This is a genomic window from Streptomyces sp. NPDC085944 (assembly GCF_040686295.1).
In the GTDB taxonomy this organism is placed as follows: Bacteria; Actinomycetota; Actinomycetes; order Streptomycetales; family Streptomycetaceae; genus Streptomyces; species Streptomyces salinarius.
Map to the genome: position 1 here is coordinate 396,976 of NZ_JBFBJX010000007.1, position 25,917 is coordinate 422,892.

25 protein-coding genes and 1 pseudogene are annotated in these 25,917 nt (G+C 71.3%); 14 read left to right on the top strand and 12 right to left on the bottom strand.

Annotated features, from left to right (window positions below; translation table 11 throughout):
* Positions 1-31: 31 nt before the first annotated feature.
* Together AB0P07_RS17220 and AB0P07_RS17225 are read right to left on the bottom strand one after the other, a co-directional pair.
* Complete coding sequence (locus AB0P07_RS17220) at positions 32-1,429, bottom strand: metallopeptidase TldD-related protein (RefSeq protein WP_365551207.1); 1,398 nt, start codon at positions 1,427-1,429, stop codon at positions 32-34.
* Entirely contained in the window at positions 1,426-2,949 is a 1,524-nt protein-coding gene (locus AB0P07_RS17225; RefSeq protein WP_365551210.1) for a TldD/PmbA family protein, read from the bottom strand. The genes AB0P07_RS17220 and AB0P07_RS17225 overlap by 4 nt, the downstream gene beginning before the upstream one ends.
* Positions 2,950-3,224: 275 nt before the next feature.
* On the opposite strand from AB0P07_RS17225, the gene fabG reads away from it, so the two are divergent.
* Positions 3,225-3,929, top strand: coding sequence for a 3-oxoacyl-[acyl-carrier-protein] reductase (gene fabG / locus AB0P07_RS17230; protein WP_125632841.1), 705 nt, complete (start codon positions 3,225-3,227; stop codon positions 3,927-3,929).
* Between the two features lie 5 nt (positions 3,930-3,934).
* Entirely contained in the window at positions 3,935-4,702 is a 768-nt protein-coding gene (gene fabI / locus AB0P07_RS17235; RefSeq protein ID WP_164419262.1) for an enoyl-ACP reductase FabI, read from the top strand.
* Between the two features lie 151 nt (positions 4,703-4,853).
* On the opposite strand, the gene AB0P07_RS17240 is transcribed toward fabI, so the two are convergent.
* A complete protein-coding gene (locus AB0P07_RS17240; protein WP_365551213.1) occupies positions 4,854-5,546 on the bottom strand; it encodes a FadR/GntR family transcriptional regulator in 693 nt (230 codons plus the stop codon).
* A 58-nt stretch (positions 5,547-5,604) separates the two neighbouring features.
* Between AB0P07_RS17240 and AB0P07_RS17245 the strand changes: the two genes are divergently transcribed.
* The 4 genes from AB0P07_RS17245 (at position 5,605) to AB0P07_RS17260 (ending at position 8,203) form a co-directional block, all read left to right on the top strand.
* Positions 5,605-6,981 (top strand): CynX/NimT family MFS transporter, encoded by a 1,377-nt coding sequence (locus AB0P07_RS17245; protein WP_365551216.1) that lies wholly within the window; start codon positions 5,605-5,607, stop codon positions 6,979-6,981.
* Positions 6,982-7,078: 97 nt separating this feature from the next.
* Positions 7,079-7,195 (top strand): SGM_5486 family transporter-associated protein, encoded by a 117-nt coding sequence (locus AB0P07_RS17250; RefSeq protein ID WP_037836969.1) that lies wholly within the window; start codon positions 7,079-7,081, stop codon positions 7,193-7,195.
* Between the two features lie 183 nt (positions 7,196-7,378).
* The gene (locus AB0P07_RS17255) at positions 7,379-7,585 is read left to right on the top strand and encodes a hypothetical protein (protein WP_365551219.1); all 207 of its coding nucleotides are present in this window, start codon (positions 7,379-7,381) and stop codon (positions 7,583-7,585) included.
* 99 nt (positions 7,586-7,684) lie between these two features.
* On the top strand, positions 7,685-8,203 hold the full coding sequence (locus AB0P07_RS17260; RefSeq protein WP_365551222.1) for a histidine phosphatase family protein: 519 nt from the start codon (positions 7,685-7,687) through the stop codon (positions 8,201-8,203).
* A gap of 132 nt (positions 8,204-8,335) precedes the next feature.
* Here the strand turns inward: AB0P07_RS17260 and serB are convergent, their stop codons facing one another.
* Together serB and AB0P07_RS17270 are read right to left on the bottom strand one after the other, a co-directional pair.
* Complete coding sequence (gene serB, locus AB0P07_RS17265; RefSeq protein WP_164419258.1) at positions 8,336-9,580, bottom strand: phosphoserine phosphatase SerB; 1,245 nt, start codon at positions 9,578-9,580, stop codon at positions 8,336-8,338.
* Between the two features lie 486 nt (positions 9,581-10,066).
* Positions 10,067-10,702: pseudogene (locus AB0P07_RS17270) on the bottom strand (streptophobe family protein); the annotation flags it as partial.
* Between the two features lie 241 nt (positions 10,703-10,943).
* Here AB0P07_RS17270 and AB0P07_RS17275 point away from each other — a divergent pair.
* A complete protein-coding gene (locus AB0P07_RS17275; RefSeq protein WP_365551225.1) occupies positions 10,944-13,517 on the top strand; it encodes an FHA domain-containing protein in 2,574 nt (857 codons plus the stop codon).
* A 124-nt stretch (positions 13,518-13,641) separates the two neighbouring features.
* On the opposite strand, the gene AB0P07_RS17280 is transcribed toward AB0P07_RS17275, so the two are convergent.
* From AB0P07_RS17280 to AB0P07_RS17290, 3 genes are all read right to left on the bottom strand, one after another.
* Positions 13,642-14,361 carry a transglycosylase SLT domain-containing protein gene (locus AB0P07_RS17280; RefSeq protein WP_365551227.1) on the bottom strand — a complete coding sequence of 240 codons (720 nt, stop codon included), beginning with the start codon at positions 14,359-14,361 and terminating at the stop codon, positions 13,642-13,644.
* Between the two features lie 353 nt (positions 14,362-14,714).
* Complete coding sequence (locus tag AB0P07_RS17285; RefSeq protein ID WP_365551229.1) at positions 14,715-15,899, bottom strand: S-adenosylmethionine:tRNA ribosyltransferase-isomerase; 1,185 nt, start codon at positions 15,897-15,899, stop codon at positions 14,715-14,717.
* Positions 15,899-16,594: an SDR family NAD(P)-dependent oxidoreductase gene (locus tag AB0P07_RS17290; protein WP_365551232.1), complete on the bottom strand. Its 696-nt coding sequence runs from the start codon at positions 16,592-16,594 to the stop codon at positions 15,899-15,901. Before AB0P07_RS17290 ends, AB0P07_RS17285 begins: the two co-directional genes overlap by 1 nt.
* Positions 16,595-16,811: 217 nt before the next feature.
* On the opposite strand from AB0P07_RS17290, the gene AB0P07_RS17295 reads away from it, so the two are divergent.
* The 3 genes from AB0P07_RS17295 to chpE all read left to right on the top strand — a co-directional run bounded on the left by AB0P07_RS17295 (position 16,812) and on the right by chpE (position 18,995).
* Complete coding sequence (locus tag AB0P07_RS17295; protein ID WP_365551234.1) at positions 16,812-17,957, top strand: GAF domain-containing sensor histidine kinase; 1,146 nt, start codon at positions 16,812-16,814, stop codon at positions 17,955-17,957.
* Positions 17,950-18,591 (top strand): response regulator transcription factor, encoded by a 642-nt coding sequence (locus tag AB0P07_RS17300; protein ID WP_102927313.1) that lies wholly within the window; start codon positions 17,950-17,952, stop codon positions 18,589-18,591. The genes AB0P07_RS17295 and AB0P07_RS17300 overlap by 8 nt, the downstream gene beginning before the upstream one ends.
* A 155-nt stretch (positions 18,592-18,746) precedes the next feature.
* On the top strand, positions 18,747-18,995 hold the full coding sequence (chpE, locus tag AB0P07_RS17305) for a chaplin ChpE (protein ID WP_102927314.1): 249 nt from the start codon (positions 18,747-18,749) through the stop codon (positions 18,993-18,995).
* A gap of 155 nt (positions 18,996-19,150) precedes the next feature.
* On the opposite strand, the gene AB0P07_RS17310 is transcribed toward chpE, so the two are convergent.
* Entirely contained in the window at positions 19,151-19,936 is a 786-nt protein-coding gene (locus tag AB0P07_RS17310) for a hypothetical protein (protein WP_365551243.1), read from the bottom strand.
* Positions 19,937-20,088: 152 nt separating this feature from the next.
* Here AB0P07_RS17310 and AB0P07_RS17315 point away from each other — a divergent pair, with 152 nt between their 5' ends.
* The 3 genes from AB0P07_RS17315 (at position 20,089) to AB0P07_RS17325 (ending at position 22,503) form a co-directional block, all read left to right on the top strand.
* The gene (locus AB0P07_RS17315; protein ID WP_233647136.1) at positions 20,089-20,886 is read left to right on the top strand and encodes an ABC transporter ATP-binding protein; all 798 of its coding nucleotides are present in this window, start codon (positions 20,089-20,091) and stop codon (positions 20,884-20,886) included.
* A gap of 54 nt (positions 20,887-20,940) precedes the next feature.
* Positions 20,941-21,372: an NfeD family protein gene (locus AB0P07_RS17320; protein ID WP_365551246.1), complete on the top strand. Its 432-nt coding sequence runs from the start codon at positions 20,941-20,943 to the stop codon at positions 21,370-21,372.
* A gap of 177 nt (positions 21,373-21,549) precedes the next feature.
* Positions 21,550-22,503, top strand: a complete 954-nt coding sequence (locus AB0P07_RS17325; RefSeq protein WP_365551249.1) for an SPFH domain-containing protein — start codon at positions 21,550-21,552, stop codon at positions 22,501-22,503.
* A gap of 120 nt (positions 22,504-22,623) precedes the next feature.
* Here the strand turns inward: AB0P07_RS17325 and AB0P07_RS17330 are convergent, their stop codons facing one another.
* The 3 genes from AB0P07_RS17330 to AB0P07_RS17340 form a co-directional block, all read right to left on the bottom strand.
* Positions 22,624-23,130, bottom strand: coding sequence for an HNH endonuclease (locus tag AB0P07_RS17330; RefSeq protein WP_365551252.1), 507 nt, complete (start codon positions 23,128-23,130; stop codon positions 22,624-22,626).
* Positions 23,131-23,327: 197 nt separating this feature from the next.
* On the bottom strand, positions 23,328-23,867 hold the full coding sequence (locus AB0P07_RS17335; RefSeq protein ID WP_365551255.1) for a YbhB/YbcL family Raf kinase inhibitor-like protein: 540 nt from the start codon (positions 23,865-23,867) through the stop codon (positions 23,328-23,330).
* 64 nt (positions 23,868-23,931) lie between these two features.
* On the bottom strand, positions 23,932-24,714 hold the full coding sequence (locus AB0P07_RS17340) for a sporulation protein (protein ID WP_365551257.1): 783 nt from the start codon (positions 24,712-24,714) through the stop codon (positions 23,932-23,934).
* Between the two features lie 146 nt (positions 24,715-24,860).
* Between AB0P07_RS17340 and AB0P07_RS17345 the strand changes: the two genes are divergently transcribed.
* Positions 24,861-25,502, top strand: coding sequence for a DNA-3-methyladenine glycosylase (locus AB0P07_RS17345; RefSeq protein WP_365551260.1), 642 nt, complete (start codon positions 24,861-24,863; stop codon positions 25,500-25,502).
* Positions 25,503-25,917: the final 415 nt, after the last annotated feature.

Sequence of the window (25,917 nt, forward strand, 5' to 3'; positions counted from 1 at the left end):
TCAGGCAGTCGGGTGACGGCCGCCTACGAGGTTATACGCCCTGACTGACAGAGCTCATATTGAAATCGGGGACCCGCAGCGCCGGCATCGCGGCCCGGGTGAACCAGTCGCCCCACTCCCTGGGCAGCGTCTTCTCCGTGCGCCCCGCCTCCGAGGCCCGCCCCAGCAGGTCCACCGGCGACTCGTTGAACCGGAAGTTGTTCACCTCGCCGACGACCTCGCCGTGCTCGACGAGATAGACGCCGTCCCGGGTCAGCCCGGTCAGCAGCAGGGTCGCCGGGTCCACCTCGCGGATGTACCAGAGGCAGGTCAGCAGCAGGCCGCGCTCCGTGCCCGCGACCATCTCGTCCAGGGAACGGTCCGGGTCGCCGCCGTCCAGGATCAGGTTGCCGATCGCGGGCGCCACCGGCAGCCCGGTCAGACCCGCGCTGTGCCGGGTGGTCGTCAGCCGGTGCAGCTCGCCCGCCCGGATCCAGTCGGTCGCCGCCACCGGCAGTCCGTTGTCGAACACCGACTGGTCGCCGCCCGAGGAGTGCGCGACCACGAACGGCGCGCTCTCCAGGCCGGGCTCGTGCGGATCACTGCGCAGCGTCAGCGGCAGCGCACCCAGCCGCTCGCCGACCCGGGTGCCGCCGCCGGGCTTGGAGAACACCGTGCGCCCTTCGACCGCGTCCCGCCCCGAGGCCGACCAGTACTGGTAGATCAGCAGGTCCGCGACCGCCGTGGGCGGCAGCAGCGTCTCGTACCGCCCGGCGGGCAGCTCCACCCGCCGGGCGGCCCAGCCGAGCCGTACGGCCAGGTCGGCGTCGAGGGCCGCGGGGTCGACGTCCTTGAAGTCCCGCGTGGCCTGCCCCGCCCACGCCGACCGGGTCCGGTCCGGCGACTTGGCGTTCAGCTCCAGCGTCCCGTTCGGCTGGTCGTGCCGCAGCCTGAGCCCCGTCGACGTGCCCACGTACGTCGACGTCATCTCGTGGTTCGCGAACCCGTACAGCTCCCGGCCGCCCGCACGCGCGCGTGCGAACGCCTCGCCGAGGGCCGGCGCGAAGTCGGCGAACACCGCCGACGAGGTCTCGGCGGGCGCGTCGGTGAAGTCCGGCGACCCCGGCCCGCCCGGGACCAGCGGCTGCGCGTCCTCGGCCGGACCGGCACCCCGCGCGGCGGCCTCGGCGGCGCGCACCAGGGGCTCCAGCTCGTCCACGGTCACGGCCGAGCGCGACACCACACCGGACGCCGTGCCCTGCTGCCCGTCGACGGTGGCGACCACCGTCAGCGTGCGCCCGCGCGTGACGCCGTTGGTGGTGAGGGCGTTGCCCGCCCAGCGCAGGTTGGCGGTGGACTCCTCGTCGGCGATGACGACGCACCCGTCGGCCCGGGACAGCTCCAGCGCCCGCTCGACGATCTCGTGCGGCTTGCTGCTGCGGACGCTCATCGACCGGCCTCCTGCGTCGTGTTCAGAATGTTGACTCCCTTGAAGAGGGCGGACGGGCAGCCGTGGGACACGGCCGCGACCTGCCCCGGCTGGGCCTTGCCGCAGTTGAAGGCACCGCCCAGGACATACGTCTGCGGCCCGCCGACGGCAGCCATGGACCCCCAGAAGTCGGTGGTCGTCGCCTGGTACGCCACGTCCCGCAGCTGACCGGCGAGCCGCCCGTTCTCGATCCGGAAGAAGCGCTGACCGGTGAACTGGAAGTTGTAGCGCTGCATGTCGATGGACCAGGACCGGTCGCCGACGACGTAGATCCCGCGGTCGACGCCCCCGATCAGGTCCTCGGTCGACAGCCCGCCCGGATCCGGCCGCAGCGACACGTTGGCCATGCGCTGCACCGGCACGTGCGCGGGGGAGTCGGCGTAGGCGCATCCGTTGGACCGCTCGAAACCGGTGAGCCGCGCGATCCGCCGGTCGAGCTGGTAGCCCACCAGCGTGCCGTCCTTCACCAGGTCCCAGGACTGGCCCTCGACGCCCTCGTCGTCGTACCCGACGGTCGCCAGGCCGTGCTCGGCGGTGCGGTCGCCGGTGACGTTCATCAGCTCCGAGCCGTAGCGCAGCTTGCCGAGCTGGTCGAAGGTGGCGAAGGAGGTCCCGGCGTAGGCCGCCTCGTAGCCGAGGGCGCGGTCCAGCTCGGTGGCGTGGCCGATGGACTCGTGGATGGTCAGCCACAGGTTCGACGGGTCCACGACCAGGTCGTACAGCCCCGCCTCGACACTCGGCGCCCGCATCTTCTCGGCCAGCAGCTCCGGCATCTCGGCCAGCTCGGCGTCCCAGTCCCAGCCGGTCCCGGTCAGGTACTCCCAGCCGCGCCCGGCCGGCGGCGCCAGCGTGCGCATGGAGTCGAACTCTCCGCTGGAGTCGTCCACCGACACAGCGGTGAGCACGGGGTGCAGCCGCACCCGCTGCTGCGTCGTCGTGGTCCCGGCGGTGTCGGCGTAGAACTTGTTCTCGTGCACGGTGAGCAGCGAGGCGTCCACGTGGTCGACCCCGTCGGCCGCCAGCAGCCGCGCGCTCCAGTCGGCCAGCAGCGCCGCCTTCTCCGCGTCGGGCACGCCGAAGGGGTCGATCTCGTACGCCGAGACCCAGGTCTTGTCGGCGTGCACGGGCTCACCCGCCAGCTCGACCCTTTCGTCCGACCCCGCCGCCTTGATCACCTGTGCCGACAGCTTCGCCATCGCCACCGCCTGCGAGGCGACCCTGGCGGCGGCGTCCAGGGTCAGGTCCACGCCGGACGCGAAACCCCACGTGCCGCCGTGCACCACCCGCACCGCGTACCCGAGGTCGGTGGTGTCCGAGGACCCGGCGGGCCTTGCGTCCCTGAGCCGCCACGACGCGTTGCGCACCCGCTCCAGCCGGAAGTCGGCGTGCTCCGCACCGAGCGCCCTCGCCCGGGCGAGGGCGGCGTCGGCGAGGGCGCGTAGAGGGAGTGCCGTGAAGGCTTCGTCGATGCTGTGAGGCACCTGTGTCTCTTTCTGTCGACGTGACCGGTCGTCTGCCGCGACACCGGGGGCTGCGCCGCATCATGTCGCGTCCGCGGTCCGGCGACCACACCTTTCCCGTCGCACCCGGGACCGGTTCTGTAGGGACCCGACAGAGAGCCCCGTAAGCCACTGTGGGTGCCCGAGTCTTTGGGGGAGGCCGGGGACCGATAGATTTTCGAGGAAGCCGCCTGCCGTCGCCGTCCGCCGTACGGGTGACCGGGCGGGTGGACGACCGCTAGGGAAAGGGTGATCCGTTGAGCCGCTCGGTTCTCGTCACCGGAGGAAACCGGGGCATCGGCCTCGCCATCGCCCGCGCTTTCGCCGACGCCGGCGACAAGGTCGCGATCACGTACCGCTCGGGTGAGCCGCCGGAGGGCTTCCTGGCCGTCAAGTGCGACATCACCGACACCGAGCAGGTGGAGCAGGCCTACAAGGAGATCGAGGAGACGCACGGTCCCGTCGAGGTCCTGATCGCCAACGCCGGCGTCACCAAGGACCAGCTCCTGATCCGCATGTCCGAGGAGGACTTCACCTCCGTCCTCGAGACCAACCTCACCGGCACCTTCCGCGTCGTCAAGCGCGCCAACCGCGCCATGCTGCGCGCCAAGAAGGGCCGCGTCGTCCTCATCTCGTCGGTGGTCGGGCTCCTCGGCTCCGCGGGGCAGGCGAACTACGCCGCCTCCAAGGCCGGCCTGGTCGGCTTCGCGCGCTCCCTCGCCCGTGAGCTGGGGTCGCGCAACATCACCTTCAACGTCGTCGCGCCGGGCTTCGTCGACACCGACATGACCAAGGTGCTCACCGACGAGCAGCGGGCGAACATCGTGTCGCAGGTGCCGCTGGGACGGTACGCGCGGCCCGAGGAGATCGCCGCGACGGTGCGGTTCCTCGCCTCGGACGACGCCTCGTACATCACTGGAGCCGTCATTCCCGTTGACGGCGGACTGGGAATGGGTCACTGATCACCATGAGCGGAATTCTCGAGGGCAAGCGCGTCCTGATCACCGGTGTGCTGATGGAGTCCTCCATCGCCTTCCACGCCGCGAAGCTGGCCCAGGAGCAGGGTGCCGAGATCATCCTGACCGCGTTCCCGCGGCCGACGCTGACCGAGCGCATCGCCAAGAAGCTGCCCAAGCCCACCAAGGTCATCGAGCTGGACGTCACCAACGACGAGCACCTCGCCCGGCTCGCGGACGTCGTCGGCGAGGAGCTGGGCGGTCTCGACGGCGTCGTGCACTCCATCGGCTTCGCCCCCCAGGACGCGCTCGGCGGCAACTTCCTGAACACGCCGTTCGAGTCGGTGGCCACGGCCATGCACGTCTCGGCGTACTCCCTGAAGTCGCTGACCATGGCCTGCCTGCCGCTGATGCAGAACGGCGGCTCGGTCGTCGGCCTCACCTTCGACGCGCAGTACGCCTGGCCGCAGTACGACTGGATGGGCCCGGCCAAGGCCGCGCTGGAGGCCACGAGCCGCTACATGGCCCGTGACCTCGGCAAGCAGAACATCCGCTGCAACCTGGTCTCGGCGGGCCCGATCGGTTCCATGGCCGCCAAGTCCATCCCGGGGTTCAGTGACCTGGCCGCCGTGTGGGACAGCCGTTCCCCGCTGGAGTGGGACCTGAAGGACCCGGAGCCGGCCGGCCGCGGCATCGTCGCGCTGCTCAGCGACTGGTTCCCGAAGACCACGGGCGAGATCGTCCACGTCGACGGCGGTCTGCACGCCATCGGCGCCTGACCGGCCGCCTCGCCGAGGGCCCGCGTCCCGTGCACGGCCGTGTACGGGGTGCGGGCCCTCGGCTTTGCGCTCGTCCGCCCGTTCGCGTGTTCGCCGTTGGTCATTCCGTCGTCGCCCGAGTGGCGCCCGTGACGCCCGGCCCGGGCGCGAGTCAGTCGTCCGAGGGCGGGTCGAACAGCCCCGGACGGCACACGAACGGATAGGCCGCGGCCTCCTCCGCCGCCGTCGCCGCGTCACCCGCGCGGATCGCGTCCACCAGCCGGCCGTGGTCCATGTGCGACGCCGGGGACATGCCCTCGCCCACGTCGCCCCGCAGCCAGTCCCGCAGCACCTCGCTCAGGTCCGCGTACATGGCGGTCAGCACGTCGTTGTGCGAGGCGGCCACGACCGCCAGGTGGAACGTGGCGTCCGCCGCCACGAACGCCTCCGCCTCGCCCGACTCCCAGGCCTCCTCCCGGCGCAGCAGCAGGGCGTCGATCTGCTTGAGGTCCTTCTCCGTACGCCGCTCGGCGGCCAGGCGCGCGGCGGCCGACTCCAGCGTGGAACGCAACTCGGCGATGTGCCGGGGTTCGGCGCCGGCGAAGCGGCGCTGCATGACGCCGGCCAGCTCGCTGGTCGCCACGACGTACGTGCCCGAGCCCTGGCGGATGTCCAGCAGCCCGTTGTGCGCGAGCGCGCGGACCGCTTCACGGACCGTGTTCCGGGCGACGCCGAGCTGCTCGACCAGTTCGGGCTCCGTGGGGATGCGGGAACCGACCGGCCACTCGCCCGAGGCGATCTGCTGCCGCAGCGTGGCGATGACCTGCTCGGACAGGGCCGAACGACGGGGATGGCTCAGTGGCATGGCTCACCTTCGCACACGAGCGGACGAGCGTGTGGACAACCAATCATCCCATGATTCTATGATGGGCCTCATGGCTAGTGACGAAACCCGGACCGAGACACGTACGGAGGCGAGTACGGAGGCGAGCAGGGACGTGCGCGCCGAGACGCGCGCGGAGAGCCGGAGGAACGAGGTACCCGGCGAGGCGCCCGCCACGCGCGCGTGGACGCCGTGGCCGACCCGGCTGCTCATCGTCGGCATCGTCCTGGCCGCGCTGAACCTGCGCCCCGCCATCACCAGCCTGGGCGCGCTCCTGGAAGAGGTCCGCGACGGGCTCGGCATGAGCGGCAGCGTCGCCGGACTGCTCACCTCCGTGCCCCCGCTCTGCTTCGCCGTCTTCGGCGTCACCGCCCCCCGGCTGGCCCGCCGCTTCGGGCCCGGAGCGGTGGTCTGCGCCGGCATGGTCGCCATCACCGCCGGCCTGCTGCTACGCCCGTACGTCGGCGGCACGGGCGGCTTCCTGGCCGCCACCGCCCTGGCGCTGATGGGCATCGCGGTCAGCAACGTCCTGATGCCGGTCATCGTCAAGCGCTACTTCCCCGACCGCGTCGGTTCCATGACCGGCCTGTACTCGATGGCCCTCGCCTTCGGCACCTCCGTCGCCGCCGCGGCGACCGTGCCCGTGACGAACGCGCTGGGCGGCCACTGGCAGCCCGGTCTCGCGGTCTGGGCCGTACTGCCGGCCCTGGCCGTCGTGCCGTGGCTCCCCTTCGTGCGGAACCGGAAGGCGCCGACGGCCGCCGGACCGTCCACGTCGGAGCCGCGGCGGGAGAGCGCCCGGCCCGCCGAGAAGCCGGCGGACCAGCCCCCGCTGCGGATCACCCGCAGCCGTACGGCCTGGGCGCTCGCCGTCTTCTTCGGCCTCCAGGCCACCGCCGCCTACATCACGATGGGATGGATGGCGCAGATCTTCCGTGACTCGGGCGTCTCCGCCGGCACCGCCGGGCTGCTGCTCGCCGTCATCATGGTGATGGGCGTGCCGCTCGCCTTCGTCATCCCCCGCGTGGCGTCCCGCCTGCCCCACCAGGGCCCGATCGTGCTCGCCCTGGGCCTGTGCGGACTCGCCGGATACGCCGGTCTGTACTTCGCCCCGGTCGGCGGCGCCTGGGCCTGGGCCCTGCTGCTCGGCGTCTCCAACTGCGCCTTCCCGCTCGCGCTGACCATGGTCGGCATGCGGGCCAGGACGGGCGCGGGCGTCGCCCAGCTGTCCGCCTTCGCGCAGAGCACCGGCTACCTGATCTCCATCCCGGGTCCCCTCCTGGTGGGCGTCCTCTACCAGCACAGCGGCGGCTGGGGACTGCCGATCGCGCTGATGAGCGCGCTGATGGTGCCGCAGATCGTGGTGGGCGTCCTGGCGGGGCGCGACCGCACGGTGGAGGACGAGGCGGCCCGCTGAGCCCGGCGGGCGGTGCGCCGCTCCCGGCGGCCGGTCCGCCGGGAGCGGCGGGTGGGTCGCCGGGAGCGGTCCGCGCGGGGAATGCGAGACTTGCCGTATGCCAGTCCTCGATCCGAACCCCCAGCACGGCCAGAAGAAGATGCTGATCGTCTTCGGCTCCTTCCTCGCGATCTTCGTGATCATCGGCGTTATCGCGACCATCGCCTCTCCGTGACGCCGCCCTCCCCGAGTGGATGGTGGGGTTAACCCCCCGTCCCCTAGGGGGCGGGGGTCAGGGTCAAGTGGGTGGACCTCCGGATGGGTTGGGCCCCGCGGATTCCGTAACTTCGAGATGTGCCCGCGACAGGCGGGCCGCGGAGCACGGACCAGGGACGCCCGAAGACCAGCGGAGGCACTCATGTCGGCCCCTCTTCAGACCCGGCCTCCCCAGGCGACCCGGGGCGGCGTCGACATCCGGCTGCCCTGGTGGGCCGTGGCCCTGCCCGTGCTGGCCTTCGTCGCGCTGTTCCTGCTCATCCTCAATCCCGCCGACGCCCACGCGGCCGCCGAGCAGCCCGCGATAGCGCACCTGCTGGAGCGGGTGGAGCAGCTGACCGCACGCTGAGCGCCGACCGCGCTCCGTCACGGGCCTCCCGCCCTCCGTGGTGAATACGCATGTCAACTCCCAGAGCCCCGTGGCCTGTTTCATGCGAAGCTGGATGCCATGAGCGTCGCAGAACCCCGCAGGATTGTTCTCTTCCGGCATGCGAAAGCCGACTGGCCACAGGTGAGCGACCACGAGCGGCCGCTCGCCGACCGGGGCCGCATGGACGCCGCGGAGGCCGGGCGTCGGCTCGCGGACACCGGAGTCCCCTTCGACCAGGCCCTGTGCTCCACCGCGATTCGGACCCGGGAGACCTGGAAGCTCGCCGTCCAGGAGTTCCCGCACCGGCCGAAAACCGTCTATGAGGAGCGGATCTACGAGGCCTCGCCCGGCGAGCTGATCGCCGTGCTCAACGAAACCCCCGACGACCTGTCGAACGTGCTGGTGATCGGCCACAACCCGGGCATGGAGGCACTGACCGAGATCCTCGCCGGCTCCGCCGAGGCCGAGGTCCGCGAGCGGATCAGCCGCCGGGGCTTCCCGACCGCCGCCTTCGCCGTTCTGACCTTCACGGGCTCCTGGAAGGACGTGGAGCCCGGCACGGCCACCCTGGTCGACTACTGGGCACCGACCGACTGACCGCATCCGCGGCACGGGGCCCGGCGCCCTCGAGGGCCGGGCCCGCGCCGTGCCGGGCTTCCGCCGTGCCGGGCTTCCGCCGTGCCGGGCTTCCGCCCGTCCCGCCGCCTCCGCCGTGCGGTTCTCCGACCGTCAGAGCCGCTCGGGGGAGAGACCGAGGCTGTCGCCGAGACCCTCGTCCAGCGTGTCCGCGGCCTCGACCTCCTCGCGGGTGATGCCCAGCAGATACAGCACCGTGTCCAGGAAGGGCACGTTCACCGCGGTGTGCGCCGCCTCGCGCACCACCGGCTTGGCGTTGAAGGCGACGCCCAGCCCGGCCGCGTTCAGCATGTCCAGGTCGTTGGCGCCGTCGCCGATCGCCACGGTCTGCGACAGCGGTACGCCCGCCTCGGCGGCGAACCGGCGCAGCAGCCGCGCCTTGCCCGCCCGGTCCACGATCTCCCCGGTCACCCGGCCGGTCAGCCTGCCGTCGACGATCTCCAGCGTGTTGGCCTGCGCGAAGTCCAGCCCCAGCTGCTCCCGCAAGGCGTCGGTGACCTGGGTGAAGCCGCCGGAGACGACCCCCACCTGGTAGCCGAGCCGCTTCAGGGTGCGGATCAGGGTGCGGGCGCCCGGCGTCAGCCGCACTTCGGCGCGCACCTTGTCCACCACCGAGGCGTCCAGGCCCGCCAGCAGGGCCACGCGCGCGTGCAGCGACTGCTCGAAGTCCAGCTCCCCGCGCATCGCGGCCGCGGTCACCTCGGCGACCTTGTCCTCGCAGCCGGCGTGGGCGGCGAACAGCTCGATGACCTCGTCCTGGATCAGCGTGGAGTCCACGTCCATCACGACCAGGCGCTGCGCCCGCCGGTGCAGCCCCGCCGCGACCACCGCGATGTCCACGCCGAGCGCCGCCGCCTCGGTGGCCAGGGCCGTGCGCAGCGGTTCGGTCTCCACGCCGGAGACGGCGAACTCGACCGCGGTCACCGGGTACTTGGCCAGCCGGAAGATACGGTCGATGTTGCTGCCGGACTCGGTGATCCGGGCCGCTATGGCGGCGGTCGCCTCCGCGGTGAGCGGGTGCCCCAGCACCGTGACCAGGGAGCGGCCGAAGCCGCGCGGCCGGTTGTCGCCGATGCCGGAGATGATCTCCGCCTGCAGCTTCAGCGACTCCGCCCAGCTGTGGACGGTCGCCCGGAGATCGCCCTCCAGGCCGCGGGGCGGCTCGGTCACGAGCGCGCACAGCACGATCCGGCCACGGGTGACGACCTGCTCGATGTCGACGACGTCGACGGAGTAGGCGGCGAGGGTGTCGAACAGGCCGGCCGTGATGCCGGGCCGGTCCTTGCCGAAGATCTTGACGAGAAGCGTGGGAACGTCAGAGGTCTGCGTAGCGCTCATGGTGTTCCCACCGTATCCGGCACCCGGTGCCGCCCGCTCCCGAGGTCCGCCTGGCGGACAGTCGGCGCGGGGAGGCGCGCGGGTCCACACGGCAGGGGCGGCAGCGGGGTTCGGTCCCGGCGCACCCGGAGCCCCGATGCCTACTTCGCACCGTACGGACACCAAGGGCGCCGTGCGGCCCGGCCTCCGCACGTTCCGCCCAAGTGGGCGGGGGACAGGTGCTCCGCACCCCGGGCGGTGCGACGCGGCACGATGACTGCCGGCGGCTGCCCTTCACTGTCCGTCCCGGGGTCGTCGCGGCGGGGCGGGAGGAGGCGGCGGAGGGGGCGGCGGACGTTCGCCCCAGGGCCGGGACGGGGGGCGCTCCCTCGGCTTTGGCGGCCGTCGCGGCGTTCCCGGCGGCGGGGCGAGCGGCCCGGCCACCGTGGGAGCTCCGTACACGTCCTCGTCTGCCTGCCGATCCGTCCCCTCATCAGCCCACCGGTCCGGCGCGGTGTCGACGGTGAACCCGACGGCGGCCCGGGCGTCGACGAGGTCGCCGATCCGGTCGGGCAGCAGCCCGCCGATGTCGCCGCCCACGTCACCGAGCCCCGGAATCTCCAGCCCACCGCCACCGCCGTCGCCCCCGGGCAGGTCGTCGAGCCCGAGCGAGGCGCCGTCGACCGTGACGGCGTCGTGACCCGCCCAGGCCAGTCCGCCCGTCATCGCCACGAACAGCGCGACCACCCCGCCCACGCGCGCGAGGAGTTCGGCGGGGGAGACGACAGCTCCGGCCGCCCGCAGGGACCGCAGGAAGAAGAACGACAGGAACAGCGCCCCGACCAGGCTCACTCCCAGTGGCGTGATCTCGATGGCCGTGTGCGCCTCGGCCCCCTTCAGCCCGAACGCGGGCACATCACCGTCCGGAGTGACCGAACCACCCGCCCCGAGCGCCACGACCGCCGCGGTCATCGGCCCCAGCGAGCCCGCCGCGTCCGCGGCCAGCAGCCGCAGACCGAGCACCGCCGTAGCCGCCATGCCGATCAACGCCCAGCTCACGGAGGCGACCGCGGACAGCAGGACGTCGCCCCACGGCACACGGGTGCCGTAACCCTCGGTTGCGACGCTCGTGGACGCGCTCATGGCAGACCCCCCGATCCGCTGCGCGGTCAGGTTGCCGCGCATGTCCCCCCTCGCGTGGAATACCACTCTCCGGGCAGGTTTCAACCCCGTCAACGGGAACGGCCGATGGGCGCCTACGCAGTTTTCACAAGGCCCGACTTTCGGTCAGGGGGGCGAGCCTGAAATAGTTCCCCCCGATGTTCGACATCCCTAGACTCCCCGCGACGGGAGCACATCGGGGGACAACTCAGTGGGGCATGGAGTGCCGGAACTCGTACTGGAATCCAATGGACGGACCTGGACGCTCGATCCGTCCCGGTCATACGCGCTAGGACGCGATCCGCAGGGGGAGCTTGTTTTCGACGATGCCAGGGTTTCCTGGCGGCATGCCACGATCAGTTTCAACGGCCGCAGTTGGATGGTCGAGGATCACGGCAGCACCAACGGCACGTTCGTGCACGGACAGCGCGTCCAGCAGATGGAGCTCGGCGCCGGCACGGTGCTGAACCTGGGCAACGCGACCGACGGGCCGCGGGTGGGCCTGTCCGGTGCGCAGGCCCCGGCAGGCGCACCGCAGGCCCAGCCGCAGCAGCAGCCGTACGCCGCGCAGGGCGCCAACGCGGGCTGGGCCCAGCAGGCACCGCCGGCGCAGGAGCCGGTCGCGCAGCAGGCCCCGCCGCAGCAGGTGCCGCAACACGGTCACCCGCACCAGGCCCAGCAGGCCGGATGGCAGCAGCAGCCGCAGCAGGCCGCGTCGTACTTCCCCCAGCAGCAGGGCCCCGGCGGCGCGGCGGGGGCGCCACCGGTCTACGGCGACCGCAGCCCGACCACGTTCCACCAGTTCTCGCTCGGCCGCGTGATGCGCATCGGCCGTGCCCTGGAGAACGACCTGGTCGTCTCCGACCTGCAGGTCTCCCGCAACCACGCGGAGTTCCACTCGACGCCCGACGGGCGCATGGAGATCCGCGACCTGGGCTCGCACAACGGCACGTACGTCAACGGCCAGCCGATCCCCAAGGGCGGCACCCAGCTGCTGGGCCCGACCGACATCGTCGGTGTCGGCCACTCGACGTTCCAGATCGTCGGCGACCGGCTCGAGGAGTTCGTCGACACCGGTGAGGTCTCCTTCTCCGCCCGTCACCTCACCGTCACGGTCGACGGCGGCAAGCAGATCCTCAAGGACGTCTCCTTCGGCGTACCCGAGAAGTCGCTGATCGCGGTCATCGGTCCGTCGGGCTCCGGCAAGTCGACCCTGCTCAAGGCGCTGACCGGCTACCGGCCCGCCGACCAGGGCGAGGTCCTCTACGACAACCGGAACCTGTACAAGCAGTTCGCCGAGCTGCGCCAGCGCATCGGTCTGGTCCCGCAGGACGACATCCTGCACAAGGAGCTGACCGTCAAGAAGGCGCTCAAGTACGCGGCGAAGCTCCGCTTCCCGGCCGACACCACGGCCGCCGAGCGCGACGCCCGCATCGACGAGGTGCTGCGCGAGCTCAAGCTGGACATCCACAAGGACAAGAAGGTCACGTCCCTGTCCGGCGGCCAGCGCAAGCGCGTCTCCGTCGCCCTGGAGCTGCTCACCAAGCCGTCGCTGATCTTCCTGGACGAGCCGACCTCCGGCCTCGACCCGGGCATGGACCGCGACGTCATGCAGCTGCTGCGTGGCCTCGCCGACGACGGCCGCACCGTCCTCGTCGTCACCCACTCGGTGGCCGAGCTGGCGACCTGCGACAAGCTGCTGGTGATGGCGCCGGGCGGCTCGGTGGCGTACTTCGGCCCGCCCGAGGAGGCACTGAACTTCTTCGGCTACGACACCTGGGCCGACGTCTTCTCCGCCTTCGAGAACTACCGCGACTACGACTGGGCGGGCCGCTGGAAGGGCTCGCAGCACTACCAGATGTACGCCGCGGACCTGGACGCCGTCGCACCGCAGTCCGTACAGGTGCCGCCCATGCAGGCGATGAAGCCGCCGAAGCCACAGGGCTGGATGTCCCAGTTCGTCACGCTGGTGCGGCGCTACGTGTCGGTGATCGCCTCCGACAAGGGCTTCCTCGCCCTGATGGTGATCCTGCCGGCCGTGCTGGGCGCGGTGAGCCTGCTCATCGACGCGGACAAGGGCCTGCTGCCCAACCCGGCGAACCCGCAGACCGGCCGGATCATCCCGAACGGCACCGCCACCACGGTCCTGCTGATCCTCGCGGTCGGCGCCTGTTTCGCCGGCGCGGCGAACTCGGTCCGTGAGCTGATCAAGGAACGCGTGATCTACGAGCGGGAGCGCGCGACCGGGCTGTCCCGGTCCGCGTACCTGATGTCCAAGGTCTTCGTGCTCGGCCTGATCACGGTGTTCCAGGGCCTGCTGGTCGGCGTGATCGGCTTCGCCAGCCGCGAGATCCCGGAGGAGGGGCTGGTCCTCGGAGGGATGACGCTGGTCGAGCTGTCCCTGCCGATCATGGCCCTCGGCTTCACCTCGATGATGTTCGGCCTGGTCATCTCCTCGCTGGTGAAGACCGCCGAGAAGACCATGCCGCTGCTGGTGATGTTCGCGATCATCCAGGTCGTCTTCACCGGCTGCCTCTTCGCCCTGAACGGCGCGGTCGGCGTCAACCAGTTCTCGTACCTGATGCCCTCGCGCTGGGCGGTCGCCGCCGCCGGTGCCACGCTGGACTTCAACAAGATCAGCCCGCCCGAGAAGGGGGCCGAGGCCGACCCGCTGTGGGAGCACACCGTCGGCGCCTGGGGGCTGGACATGGTCGCGCTGATCGTCCTCGGCGTGATCTGCGGCTTCTTCGTCGCCCGCTTCCTGCGCCGGCACGAGCCCGAGGTCATGCGCAAGTAGCCCGGAATCCGTCGGCGGGCCCGCAGGCCCCCGCACGCCCCGAAGGGCGGCACCCCGTCAGGAGGGTGCCGCCCTTCGGCGTACGTGCGGCGTCGGCGACGTCGTGAAGAGGTCCGCGCCGACCTCAGTACGCGCTGTCGACGTTGTCCATGGTGCCGTACTTGTCCGCGGCGTAGTTGCACGCGGCGACGATGTTGGCGACCGGGTCGTAGATGTTCTTCGAGGTTCCGGGCACGTGGTAGGCCTTGAACGTCGGCGGGATGACCTGGAGCAGGCCCTTCGACGGGATGCCGTTGATGGCGTTGATGTCCCAGTCGTTGATGGCCATCGGGTTGCCGGAGGACTCCCGCATGATGTTGCGGTGGATGCCCTCGTAGGAGCCGGGGATGCCGTGCTTCTTCATGATGGCCCGGGCCTCGCGGATCCAGCCGTCGAGGTTGTTCGGGTAGGACTTCGGCGCGGCCTTCTTGACCTCGGTGCGCTGGGCGGACCGGCTGGTGGTCTCCTTCGCCGCACGCTTGGCGGCGGCCTTCTTGGCGGCGGCCTTCTTCTCGGCGGTCGCCTTCTTCGCGGCCGCCTCCTGCTTGGCCTCGATCGCGGCGACCTTCTGGCTGGCGGCGGCGAGCTGGCCGGTGACACCGGCGTGCACGTCCTGGATCTGCTTGGTGCTGTACGCCACCTTGGCCGTCGGAGCGGCCTCGCTCGTGGGCGTCGTCTGACCGCTGGCCGGGACGGCGGTGAGGGCGACGGCGGCGGCGCCGAGCGCGCCGACGCCGGCGATCGCGGCCTTCTGGTTGCGGTTCAGGGAACGACTGCGGCCACGGGGGAGGATGTTCTTGAGCATGGCGGGATAGACCTCTTCGAATAGCGCGGAGGTCGCTCTCGTCCGGTGGGGACAGTTGGTGCTTCCGGCACAAACGCCGCGGGGGAGAACCCACGGCGCTGAGCGACGAGAGCAATTCTTAGCGGCCGCAAAATCCGGAGGCAAAGGTGTGACGTACTATCCGGGATAGTGGATCAGGGAACGGCAAAGCGGGGCAGATTGGACCATCTGCCCCGCTCAAAACGGACGAGTCGTTCTCCTAATCCCCTTCGTACGTGACGTGCGCCCTATGCCCGGGCTCACATCGACCCCCCACCGTTCTCACTTTTGGTTGCTGAAGCAATGCGATGTGTAAGGGGGCGTGCGACGCCCTGCTACGGCAGCAGGAGATGGACGTCCCCGAACTCGTGCCACAGGTACCGACCCCGTACCGCCGCCTCGTACCCGCGGTCGATCGCCGCCCGCCCCGCCACCGCCTCCAGCATCAGCAGATGTGAGGCCTCGGGCTCGTGCAGGCCCGTCAGCAATCCCTCCACCACCCGCACCCCGCGCTCCGGAGTCACCACCAGATCGGTCCACCCGGCCCGGGCCCGCACCACCCCGTCGGCACCGGCCGCCGACTCCACCGCCCGCACGGCCGTCGTCCCCACGGCCACCACCCGCCCGTCACCGGCGCGCACGGCGTTGATCAGCCGCGCCGACGCCTCCGGCACGGCGAAGCGCTCCGGATACGGCGGCTCGTGCGACTCCGCCGACGCCACCCCGGTGTGGAGCGTCACCGGCGCGAACTGCACCCCGCGGCTCACCAGCTCCGCCACCAGCCGCGCCGTGAAGGGCCGCGCCGCACTCGGCATCTCCGCACTGCCGCTCCCGTCCGCGGCCGGCAGCGCGAACACCGTCTGGTAGACGGACAGCGGCTGGTCCCGGTCCGTGTAGGAGTAGCGAATGGGCCGCCCGTGCTCCCGCAGCAGCGTGGGCACCGCCACCCCGGACACCCGCGCCCACCACAACCGCTCCCCGCGCGCACTCAGCGGTTCCTCCAGCACCAGCCGGCCCCCACCCGGCAACCGCACCTTCGTCCCCGCCAGACCACCGCACCCGTGCCCCACCACTGCATTCGCACGCGCGCGCGAGACGCCCGGTGCCGCCCCGTGCGCGCGCGGGACACCCGTCCCGTCCGCGCGCCCGCCGTCCGTTGCCCCCACACGCGCGCGTGTGGGGACCGCTACTTCCGCACGCGCGCGCGTAGTGCCTCTCCCGTCCGGTTCCCGCAGCTCCACCGCCCACCGTCCGTCGTCCCCGCGCGTGGAGAAGTGCACCACCACGCGCGCGTGCCCGACCCGGCCGTCCACGGCGGCGGCCAGCGTGCGCGAGGTGTTGACGACCAGCAGATCACCGGCCCGCAGCAGCCCCGGCAGCTCCCCGAACGCGTGGTGGGACACCTCGGTGCCGTGCGACACCAGCAGGCGAACGCCGTCCCGGTCCAGGCCCGGCCCCCGCTGCTCCACCGGCACCCGGGCCGACAACTCCTCCGGCACCCTCACCGCCAGCGACGACATCACCGCGCCTCCAGCAGCGCCGGGGCCCCGTAGCGCCCACTCGCGGGCCGCTCGTCCAGCAGCCTGAGCAACGCCGGTACGACGCTCGCCGGATCCGGCCGCGGATCGTCGTCGTCCGGTACGGCCGCGGCGTACAGATCCGTGGCCATGTCCCCCGGATCGACCGCCCACACCCGCAGCTCCGGCTCCTCGGCACCCAGCACGGCCGCCAGCTGGTCCAGGGCGGCCTTGGACGCCCCGTAGCCGCCCCACGTCTCGTACGCCTCGGCGGCCGCGTCCGAGCTGACCGTCACCACCGCACCCGCCGGAGCCGCCCGAAGCAACGGCAACGCCTCCCGCACCAGGCCCAGCGCGGCCACGACGTTCACCTCCAGGGCCCGCCGCAGGCCCTCCAGGGGCAGCTCGTCCAGCCGCACCAGCGGCTCGGCGCCCAGCGCGCTCGCATTGCTGACCAGCAGATCCACGCCGCCCAGCCGCCGGGCCCGAGCCACCAGCCCCGCCCGGTGCCGGGAATCGGTGACGTCGCCGGGCAACGCCGTCACGCGCGTGCCGTACGCCTCCAGCGCCGTCGCCGTCTCCTTGAGCACCTCCGGGTTCCTGGCGTCCAGCACCAGGTCCCATCCCCGTGCCGCCAGGGCCTCGGCGAGCGCCCGGCCCAGTCCCTTGGACGCCCCCGTGATGATCGCAACCGGCATGACACACGTCCCCTTCGTCGTCCCCGCCGCCCGTCCGGCCGGCGTGAGCACAACGTAGGAACCCGGCGCCACCGGCCACCTCGGGCACGGGTCCCGACCGGGGCGGGCCCTTCGCCCTAGGTCCGGCGGGCGGGACCCGGGACCTAGTCCCACCGCCCCAGGCGACGCCCGTCACCGGGCCGATCCCGCCCCCACCCCCCGCGGGTACCGTGAGGACATGAGTCACGGCCCCCGGTCCGGCCTCACCGCGGTGAGTTCCGCGCTGCTGGCCATGAGCAGGCACCTCGAGGTGCGCGACGTCCTCAAGACGATCGTCGCCTCGGCCCGCGAGCTGCTCGACGCGCAGTACGCCGCCCTCGGCGTCCCCGACGACCACGGCGGCTTCGCCCAGTTCGTGGTCGACGGCGTCAGCGACGAGCAGTGGAAGGCCATCGGCCCCCTGCCGCGCCAGCACGGCATCCTCGCCGCGATGCTCCACGAGGCCACCCCCGAGCGCCTCGGCGACGTCCGCAAGGACCCCCGCTTCGGCGGCTGGCCCTCCGCCCACCCCGACCTGGTCGACTTCCTCGGCCTGCCGATCCGCGACGGCGACGAGGTCATCGGGGCGCTGTTCCTGGCCAACAAGAACTGTCCCAAACCCACGGGCACCTGCGGCTTCACCCAGGACGACGAGGAACTGCTCGGCATCCTCGCCCAGCACGCCGCCATCGCCCTCACCAACGCCCGCCTGTACGAGCGCAGCCGCGAGCTGACCATCGCAGAGGAACGCTCCCGCCTCGCCCACGAGCTGCACGACGCGGTCAGCCAGAAGCTCTTCTCCCTGCGCCTGACCGCTCAGGCCGCCACCGCCCTGGTCGACCGTGACCCCGCGCGCGCCAAGGGCGAGCTGCACCAGGTCGCCATGCTCGCCGCCGAGGCCGCCGACGAACTGCGCGCCGCCGTCGTCGAGCTGCGCCCCGCCGCCCTGGAGGAGGACGGCCTCGTCGCCACCCTGCGCACCCAGATCCAGGTCCTCGACCGCGCCCACACCGCCCGCGTCACCTTCACCGGCCGCGGCGTCAAGGCCCTGCCCGCCGCCCAGGAGGAGGCGATGCTGCGCGTGGCCCAGGAAGCCCTGCACAACGCCCTGCGCCACTCCGGGGCGGCACACGTCGACGTGACCCTGCACCGGCGGGGCACCGCAACCGTCCTGCGCGTCACCGACGACGGCTACGGCTTCGACCCCCGCACGGTGCGCCGCGCCGGACGCCACCTGGGCCTGGTCTCCATGCGGGACCGGGCGAACGGCACCGGCGGCCGGCTGACCGTACTATCGGCGCCCGGCGAGGGCACCACGATCGAGATGGAGGTTCCCGGTGGCTGACGCGATCAAGGTCCTGCTCGTCGACGACCACCAGGTGGTCCGCCGGGGACTGCGCACCTTCCTGGAGGTACAGGACGACATCGAAGTGGTCGGCGAGGCCGCCGACGGCGCCGAGGGCGTCGACCGCGCCCAGGAGCTGAAACCCGACGTGATCCTCATGGACGTCAAGATGCCCGGCATGGACGGCGTCGACGCCCTGCGCAGACTCCGGGAACTGGACAACCACGCGCGCGTGCTCGTCGTCACCAGCTTCACCGAGCAGCGCACCGTCGTCCCGGCCCTGCGCGCGGGCGCCGCCGGATACGTGTACAAGGACGTGGACCCCGACGCGCTGGCCGGCGCCATCCGCTCCGTCCACGCCGGGCACATCCTGCTCCAGCCCGAGGTCGCGGGCGCCCTGCTGAGCCAGGAGGAGAGCGGCTCCGGACCGGGCAGAGCCGGTTCCCTCACGGAGCGGGAGCGCGAGGTGCTGGGCCTGATCGCGGACGGCCGCTCCAACCGGGAGATCGCGCGTGCGCTGGTCCTCTCCGAGAAGACCGTGAAGACCCACGTCTCGAACATCCTCATGAAGCTCGACCTCGCCGATCGCACCCAGGCCGCCCTGTGGGCCGTGCGCCACGGCGTGACCGGCTGACCCGGTACGCGGCGACGCGCCGGAGGGTTCCCCTCCGGTCGGAGATTCATACCGTCGTGGGAATGTCCCCCATATGGCGCATCCTTCGAGGGGTCCGGCCGTTCTTCAGTGCGCACCGCGGCGACTGCCCCGGTGATCGCAAGGAGGGCTTGTAAGTGAAGAACCTGAAGAAGGCAGCGGCCGTGACGATGGTGGCCGGCGGACTGATCGCCGCCGGTGCGGGCATGGCCTCCGCCACCGACGGCGGCGCCCACGCCCACGGCGAGGCCATCGCCTCCCCGGGCGTCGCCTCCGGCAACCTGGTCCAGGCGCCGATCCACATCCCGGTCAACGCCGTCGGCAACAGCGTCAACGTCATCGGCGTCCTGAACCCGGCCTTCGGCAACCTGGGCGTCAACCACTGACGCAGGCCACCCCTCCCACCCGTGCCGCCCCAGCAGCGGGCAGTCGTGCCGCTGGGGCGGCACGGGTGGGCGCTGCGGCACCTCGTCAGCGCCGAGCAGCGCACCCCCGGCCCACGCCCCCACTCACGCCGGGCCGCCGCCAAGACACGGCACCGTCACTCAGGCCGCTCCACCACAACGGAGTTGTACGCCGCGACCTGCGCCCGCCGAGCCACCCGCTCCACCGGCCTGAGCGCATCCCCCCGCGCGGCCATCTCGGACGCGCTCACCGCACCCCCGTGCCCGTTCTCCGACGCCAGCGACACCAGCATCCCCACCCGCTGCGCCAACTCCAGCACCCGCACCGCCCGCGGCGGATACCCCGGCGCCAGCATCTCCCGCCCGGACGACCGCTCCGCCCGCGCCCGGTACGCCGTGACCGCAGCCTCCGCCACCGGTCCCGACCCGGCGACGTCCAGCCGCGTCAGCACCTCCGTCGCGTCCCGCAGCGCCTCCGCCAACTCCCGCTCCGCCTCCCCGAGCGAGGGCACGTCCGCCGGCACTGCCTCCCGTACCGGCAGGCAGTGCCACACCACCTCGACGTGCACGTCACCCTCGGGCCCCGCCTCGTACACCTCCGGCACCAGACCCAGCGCCGCCCCCTCGCAGATCACCGCCTCCTCGGCCTCCAGCGCCCGCGCGTTGAACTCCGGCGGCCCGCTCAGCCCCAGCGGATGCCCCGGCGCGGGCAGCGCGACCCGCAGCCCGCTCGCCCCGAGCGCCCGCAGCCGCCCCAACGCGAGCGTGAGCCCGACCGGCGCGTCCTCGCCCGGCAGTCCCGCCACCCGGTGCACCGCGTCGTCGCCCACGATCGCGACCGCGGCGTCGTCCGGCGAGACCATATGGGCAATAAGGGCATTTCCCCAGGCGACAAGGCGCCCTGCGCGTGGTTCCGAGAGCATGCCCCCACCCTAAGGACCGGACCGATGGAACAGTGAAGCCGACCGGTGGCGTAGATTTCGTGGAGGGGCCTGCGCCCACCGGCGCCGCGGCCCGAGCACAGGTGTACGCGACAGCCGAGACCGGCCACAATGCAAGGGGAGACAACGCGCTCATGAGCGATGTTCTGGAGCTTCAGGACGTATCCGTGGTCCGCGAGGGCCGGGCTCTGGTGGACCAGGTCTCCTGGTCGGTCAAGGAGGGCGAGCGCTGGGTCATCCTCGGCCCCAACGGCGCCGGCAAGACCACCCTCCTCAATGTCGCGTCCAGCTACCTCTACCCGAGCACCGGCACCGCCACCATCCTCGGCGAGACCCTCGGCAGGCCCGGCACCGACGTCTTCGAGCTGCGCCCGCGCATCGGCGTCGCCGGCATCGCCATGGCCGACAAGCTGCCCAAGCGCCAGACAGTGCTGCAGACCGTCCTGACCGCCGCGTACGGCATGACGGCCGGCTGGCAGGAGGAGTACGAGGACATCGACGAGCAGCGCGCCCGCGCCTTCCTCGACCGCCTCGGCATGACCGAGTACCTGGACCGCAGGTTCGGCACCCTCTCCGAGGGCGAGCGCAAGCGCACCCTGATCGCCCGCGCCCTGATGACCGACCCCGAGCTGCTCCTTCTCGACGAGCCCGCCGCCGGCCTCGACCTCGGCGGCCGCGAAGACCTCGTCCGCCGCCTCGGACGGCTCGCCCGCGACCCCATCGCACCCTCCATGATCATGGTGACCCACCACGTCGAGGAGATCGCCCCCGGTTTCACCCACGTCCTGATGATCCGTCAGGGCAAGGTCCTGGCCGCCGGCCCCCTGGAGCTGGAACTCACCTCCCGCAACCTGTCCCGCTGCTTCGGACTCCCGCTCGTCGTCGAGCAGGCCGGGGACCGGTGGACCGCGAAGGGACTCCCGCTGTCCTGACCCGCCCCCCGTGCGCCCTGTCCCCGACGTCCCCAACGGACCTACCATGACAGCGTGAACGACATCGACGCATGGGTGTGGTGGCTCGTCGCCGCGGCAGCCCTCGGGATCCCGCTCGTGGTGACCGCGATGCCGGAGTTCGGGATGTTCGCCGTCGGCGCGGTCGCCGCCGCCGTCGCCTCCGGGCTGGGCGCGGACCTGGTCGTCCAGGTCATCGTCTTCGTCATCGTCTCGGTCGCCCTCATCGCCGTCGTACGGCCCGTCGCCGCCCGGCACCGCGCCCAACAGCCCCAACTGGCCTCCGGCGTGGCCGCGCTGAAGGGCAGACAGGCCGTGGTCACGGAGCGCGTCGACGGCGGTGGCGGGCGCATCAAACTCGCCGGAGAGATCTGGTCGGCACGCGCGCTGGACACCGGGCGCGTCTTCGAGCCCGGCGAGGAAGTGGACGTGGTGGAGATCGACGGAGCCACGGCCGTCGTCATGTGACCCCGCCGTGCCACAAGTGGCCCGAACGACCCCCGAGTCGTGCAATGGTCTGTCAGACTCGACCAGCAAGATCCTCAACAGCCGTAAGATCAGCAGTAGTCAGAGCCAGACAGGGGTCTGGTCGCCAATAGGATCTGCCGGAGCGCCGAGGCGGAGAAGGGGACGGGGACAACCACGATGGAACCGATCATCATCGTCCTGATCATCCTGGTGGTGTTGGTCTTCATCGCCCTGATCAAAACCATCCAGGTCATTCCACAGGCCAGCGCCGCCATCGTCGAGCGCTTCGGCCGCTACACGCGGACCCTCAACGCGGGCCTCAACATCGTGGTCCCGTTCATCGACACCATCCGCAACCGCATCGACCTGCGCGAACAGGTCGTCCCCTTCCCGCCGCAGCCGGTGATCACCCAGGACAACCTGGTCGTCAACATCGACACCGTCATCTACTACCAGGTGACCGACGCCCGCGCAGCGACCTACGAGGTCGCCAGCTACATCCAGGCCATCGAGCAGCTGACGGTCACCACCCTCCGCAACATCATCGGCGGCATGGACCTGGAGCGCACCCTGACCTCCCGCGAGGAGATCAACGCGGCCCTGCGCGGCGTCCTCGACGAGGCCACCGGCAAGTGGGGCATCCGCGTCAACCGGGTCGAGCTCAAGGCCATCGAACCGCCCACCTCCATCCAGGACTCGATGGAGAAGCAGATGCGCGCCGACCGCGACAAGCGCGCCGCGATCCTCCAGGCGGAAGGTGTCCGGCAGTCCGAGATCCTGCGCGCCGAGGGCGAGAAGCAGTCCCAGATCCTGCGCGCCGAGGGTGAGGCCAAGGCCGCCGCCCTGCGCGCCGAGGGCGAGGCCCAGGCCGTCCGCACCGTCTTCGAGGCCATCCACGCCGGCGACCCGGACCAGAAGCTGCTCTCCTACCAGTACCTCCAGATGCTCCCGAAGATCGCCGAGGGCGACGCCAACAAGCTCTGGATCGTCCCCAGCGAAATCGGCGACGCCCTCAAGGGCCTTTCCGGAGCCATGGGCAACATCGGCGGCCTGGGCGGCGGTTCGGGCAGCGGAAGCGGCGGCGCAAGCGTCCCCGCCCAGGAACGCCGAGAGAAGCCGTCGATCGACTGACGGGATCCCTTGGATGCCGGGCGAGTGGGTCGCGCCCTCACAGGCGCGGGGAACTGCGCGCCCAGTCACGGACGGCACCGCACCCGGCATCGAAGGCCAAGCCCTTACGGTGAGGGGCCGTCACGCCGCGTCCAACACCAACCACTCCGGCAGCGCAGCGAAGTCGTCCCGGGCCAGCGCCAGCAACATCGCATCGGCAGGCGTCGGCTCGAACGGCTCTCGCAGCAATGGCATTCCCGCCTGCGCCGGCGTCCGGTTCGCCTTGCGGTGATTGTCCTCCGCGCACGAGGCCACCGTGTTGAGCCACGTGTCCTGCCCGCCGTGCGACCGCGGCACCACGTGGTCGACGGTCGTCGCCCGCCGCCCGCAGTACGCGCACCGGTGCCGGTCCCGGACCAGCACCCCCCGCCTCGACCACGGAGCGCGTCTTCGGAACGGCACCCGTACGTATTGGCACAGCCTTATCACCCGCGGCGCGGGTATGTCGAGCGCGGCTCCGCGCATCCGCAGTGAGGGGTGGGCCTGCTCGACGACGGCCTTGTCCTGGAGCACCAGAACGACGGCTCGATTCAACGTCACCGTCGACAGCGGCTCGAAGCTCGCGTTCAGCACCAGCGTGTCCCGCATACCAGCCCACCTCCCGTGCGCACCGGCCCACCCCCTGGCGGGCTGGGAACAACTCTGGCCGGGCACGCCGGGATGGACAACGCAATATCTGCTGCTCCAACGAGGGATGCCCCCTCGCCCCCCGGCAACAAAAATGCCCGCCCCTGATCCATTCCAAGACCGGGGGCGGGCAAACGTTCCATGAACGCTCGGAACACTCAGCTGTCCGCGGGCACCTCGTACTCACCGATCAGCTGGGCACGCGCGATCGTGTGGAACCGCAGGTTGAAGCCGACGAAGGCGGGGGTGCCGTCCGCGTCCGGACCGAGCTTCTCCTGGTCCACGGCGTACACCGTGAACACGTACCGGTGCGGTCCGTCCCCGGCCGGCGGCGCGGCACCGCCGAACTCCTTGCTGCCGTAGTCGTTGCGCGCCTGTACGGCCCCCGCGGGCAGCCCCTCGAACGCGCCGCTGCCCGCGCCCACCGGCAGCTCGGTCACCGAGGCCGGGATGTCGAACACCACCCAGTGCCAGAACCCGCTGCCCGTGGGGGCGTCCGGGTCGTAGCACGTCACGGCGAAGCTCTTGGTCTCGGCCGGGAAGCCCTCCCACCGCAGATGCGGCGAGGTGTTCCCGGCCGCGTAGACCTGAGCGTCCTTGAGCGTCCCGCCCTCCTGCACGTCCTCACTCGTGACGGTGAACGACGGCACGGGCGGGTGGAAGTCATGGGGGAGCGGACGCCGCTTCAGCTCGGTCACCTCGGTACCTCCTGATGTTCTGGTGCAGAGACGACCGAGCCTACGGGCTTCCCCCCTGGATCCCTCAGAACCAGTTGCGCTTGCTGCCGACCTCCGACAGCCACTGGTTGAGGTACGCCGTCCAGTCGGTGCCCTGGTAGTCGTTCAGCCCGACCTTGAAGGAACGGAACGTGTCGCTGCCCTCGCTGAACAGTCCGGGCTTCTTGTCCATCTCCAGCACGACGTCCATCGCCTGGGCGTCGGCCACGAAGCTCAGCTCGACCTGGTTCAGCCCGCGGTACTGCTGCGGCGGGAAGAACTCGATCTCCTGGTAGAAGGGCAGCTGCTGCCGCGTACCCCGGATGTGACCGCGCTCCATGTCCGCGCTCTTGAAACGGAAGCCCAGGCCGATGAACGCGTCCAGGATCGCCTTCTGCGCCGGCAGCGGGTGCACGTTGATCGGGTCCAGGTCACCGGAGTCCACGGCACGCGCGATCTCCAGCTCCGTGGTGACGCCGATGTTCATCCCGCGCAGCGCCTGCCCGTCGATCATGGTGATCGGCGTCTCCCACGGAATCTCGAGGCCGAACGGCACCGCGTGCACCGCACCGGCCTTCAACTCGAAGGCACCGCCGAGCCGCACCTTGGTGAACTCGATGTCCTGCTTGTACTCCTGGTCGCCGCTCTCCACCTCGACCTTGGCCTGGAGTCCGACCGACAGCCCCTCGATCTCCTGGTCGACGGACCCTCCCTGGATCCGCACCTCGCCCTGGACGACACCCCCCGGAACGACGTTGGCCTCGCTCAGCACGGTCTCGACCGAAGCCCCGCCGGCCCCCAGGCTCGCGAGCAGCTTCTTGAACGCCATGTCTCTCCCTCTCCAGGCTTACGTGTGGATCCTCGATCCATACAAACGCGATCCGGCCGTGGCCGGTTCCGCGCCCCACACCCTGGCAAGGCGGACGATCCCTGACCACCCCGCGCACGGTCCCGGCTGCGTTACGCTCGGACTGCATGATCGCGAGCCCCGACCGTACGCCCCTGCCCAGGAACTTCTTCGACCGCCCCATTCTCGAGGTGGCACCCGACCTCCTCGGCCGCATCCTGCTGCGCGACACCCCGGACGGTCCGATCGCCCTCCGCCTGACGGAGGTCGAGGCTTACGACGGTCAGAACGATCCGGGCTCCCACGCCTACCGCGGCCGCACCCCCCGCAACGAAGTGATGTTCGGCCCGCCCGGCCACGTGTACGTCTACTTCACCTACGGCATGTGGTTCTGCATGAACCTGGTGTGCGGTCCCGAGGGCCGGGCGAGCGCGGTTCTGCTCCGGGCCGGCGAGATCATCGAGGGCGCCGAGCTGGCCCGGACCCGCCGGCTCTCCGCCCGCAACGACAAGGAACTGGCCAAAGGCCCGGCCCGGCTCGCCACCGCCCTGGGCGTGGACCGCGCGCTGAACGGCACGGACGCATGTGCCTGCGAGGACACCCCGCTGCGCATCCTGACGGGCGCTGCCGTCCCCGGTGACCAGGTACGCAACGGCCCCCGGACGGGCGTGGCCGGCGAAGGCGGCGTCCACCCCTGGCGCTACTGGGTCGCCGACGACCCGACCGTCAGCCCTTACCGGGCACATGTGCCGAGGAAGCGCCGAAGTTGACTCTCCTTTGGGAGACGCGTAATGTAGCCCGAGCCGCTTGACCCGGGTACGGCAATCGCCTGCAGCCGGAAGCGGCCAACCCACTACCTCCGACTTCCCTCAGCGGGAGTGATTTCGGCATGTCCGCATGCTCGAATTCGAACTCGCGGGACTCGATTATGAGTCCCCGGAGAAATCGGCTAACGTAGTGAATGTCGAAAGGCCGACGAGTGAAAGCCGGAAGCCGACGACAAACCCCGCCGACCGGGAATCGGATCGAAAAGGATCTGATAGAGTCGGAAACGCAAGACCGAAGGGAAGCGCCCGGAGGAAAGCCCGAAAGGGTGAGTACAAAGGAAGCGTCCGTTCCTTGAGAACTCAACAGCGTGCCAAAAGTCAACGCCAGATATGTTGATACCCCGACCTGATCGGTTCG